General features: G+C 64.5%; 1 pseudogene. It reads right to left on the reverse strand.

The annotated features are described in order from the left end of the window. Window positions 1-545: pseudogene (locus tag APY03_RS42920) on the reverse strand (hypothetical protein); the annotation flags it as partial. Between the last annotated feature and the right edge of the window lie 21 nt (window positions 546-566).

Genomic DNA, 566 nt, shown 5'->3' on the forward strand with positions numbered 1-566 from the left:
GCGGTGGTACCGGTCGGCACGTTGCCCAGCCCATAGATGCGCAGGGAACCCGATTCGGTTGCAATCCATGCCCGGTGCACGTTGCCGAACAGGGTCGTCTTCACGGCCGTCGGGCGGTCGTCCAGCGACACGGTCGAGATCACCGTCGGCGTCTGCTGCGGCCTGTGCGCGAAGGTGTACGGCCACTGGCTGTCGGCCTGCCCCAGGTTCGTGAACTCCGTCGGGCCCGTACCGAAGTACACGCCATTGACGTAGCTGAACAAGGGCTTCAGGTCGATGAATGCAGCCTTCTTCTCCGACTTGGAAATGACGACCGCCACACCCGCCTTGGCGTACCGGTTGGCATTGGTGCCCGAGCCCGAGAACGTCGCGCGCTTGGCCGGGTCGGTCAGGGGCGAGTAAGTCTGGCCCATGAACTCGCCACCCTTCTCCGGCAGCGCCGTGTGGAACTGGTCGAAGCCGGTGGTGACCGCGATTTCCGTCGGCGCATTCATGCCGGGCAGGTCGATGTAGCCCAGCACCTTCATGAAGGCGATGTTGCCCATGTTCGGCAGACCCGGGTACAC

The organism is Variovorax sp. WDL1, from assembly GCF_001541225.1.
GTDB lineage: Bacteria > Pseudomonadota > Gammaproteobacteria > Burkholderiales > Burkholderiaceae_C > Variovorax.